General features: G+C 67.6%; 1 protein-coding gene. It reads right to left on the bottom strand.

Annotation, left to right across the window (positions count from 1 at the left end; all coding sequences use genetic code 11):
- Positions 1-58: 58 nt before the first annotated feature.
- Positions 59-1,300 carry an IS256 family transposase gene (locus CHC09_RS44835; protein WP_089299363.1) on the bottom strand — a complete coding sequence of 414 codons (1,242 nt, stop codon included), beginning with the start codon at positions 1,298-1,300 and terminating at the stop codon, positions 59-61.
- Positions 1,301-1,404 lie beyond the last annotated feature (104 nt).

A 1,404-nucleotide genomic window follows, 5' to 3' on the forward strand; every position in this document is an offset into this window, starting at 1 on the left:
GGTCACGTCCATGGGCGTGGTGTAAGAGTCGGCCATCGCTGATCCGTGTGGGTTGATGCTATGCGGCGATCTCGGCGGGTTCGGCTGCTTCGGTGTCTTGGCTGGTGGTGATGGGTGTGCGGCGGGCTTTGCGGAGCAGGTCCAGGCCCATGTAGCGGCGGCCTTCGACCCATTCGTCGGTCTGCTCGGCCAGCACGGCGCCGACGAGGCGGATGATCGCGGCCCGGTTCGGGAAGATCCCGACCACGTCGGTGCGGCGGCGGATCTCTTTGTTGAGCCGTTCCTGCGGGTTGTTCGACCAGATCTGGCGCCAGAGCTCGCGGGGGAACGCGGTGAAGGCGAGCAGGTCGTCGTGGGCGGCGTCGAGGTGTTCGGCAGCGTCCGGGAACTTCTCGCTGATGGTGTCGAGCACCCGGGCGAACTGGGCTTTGACTTCATCGGTGTCGGGCTGGTCGAAGACCGTGCGGACCAGCGTGGCGACCCAGGGCTGCGCGCTTTTGGGGACCTTGGCGAGCAGGTTGCGCAGGTAGTGGGTGCGGCAGCGCTGCCAGCCGGCGCCGGGCAGCGCGGCGCCGATCGCGTTGACCAGGCCGCGGTGGGCGTCGGAGACCACGAGGCGGACCCCGGCCAGACCTCGTGCCGTCAGCGACCGCAGGAAGGCCAGCCAGCCGGCGCCGTCCTCGTCGGAGGTGATGTCCAGGCCGAGGACTTCCCGGCCGCCGTCGGCGTTGACCCCGACCGCTACGAGGGCGTGGACGTTGATGGTGCGGCCGTGTTCGCGGACCTTGATGACCAGGGCGTCGACCCAGAGGAACGTGTAGGGGCCGGCGTCCAGGGGCCGGTTGCGGAATGCTTCGACCTGGGCGTCGAGGTGGCGGGCCATCTCGGAGACCTGGCTCTTGGACAGCTGCTTGATGCCGAGTTGCTCGACCAGTTTCTCCACCCGCCGCGTCGAGACCCCGAGCAGATACGAGGTGGCGACCACGCTGACGAGGGCTTGTTCGGCACGGCGGCGGTGTTGCAGGAGCCAGTCCGGGAAGTACGAGCCGGAGCGCAGTTTCGGGATGGCCAGCTCGACGGTTCCGGCGCGGGTGTCCCAGTCTCGGTGCCGGTAGCCGTTACGCGAGTTGGTCCGCTCGGTGCTGCGTTCGCCGTACTCGGCGCCACACGCCGCGTCGGCCTCGGCGGACATCAGCACGTCGGCGAAGGTTTTCACCATCGCCCGCAGTAGATCAGGGCTCGCCGATTCCAGATGCTCGCGCAGCAGCGCAGCGACGTTCAGACTTGGTTCTGCGGCCATCGCAGGTCTCTCCTTCGTGATCTTCAATCAATCCGAAGGATCTGCGATGGCCGCCTCCGTTCACTCGGAAAACCAGGTCGTACACCACTTCGGTGGACGTGACC

Source organism: Actinoplanes regularis (assembly GCF_900188005.1).
GTDB classification, from domain to species: domain Bacteria; phylum Actinomycetota; class Actinomycetes; order Mycobacteriales; family Micromonosporaceae; genus Actinoplanes; species Actinoplanes regularis.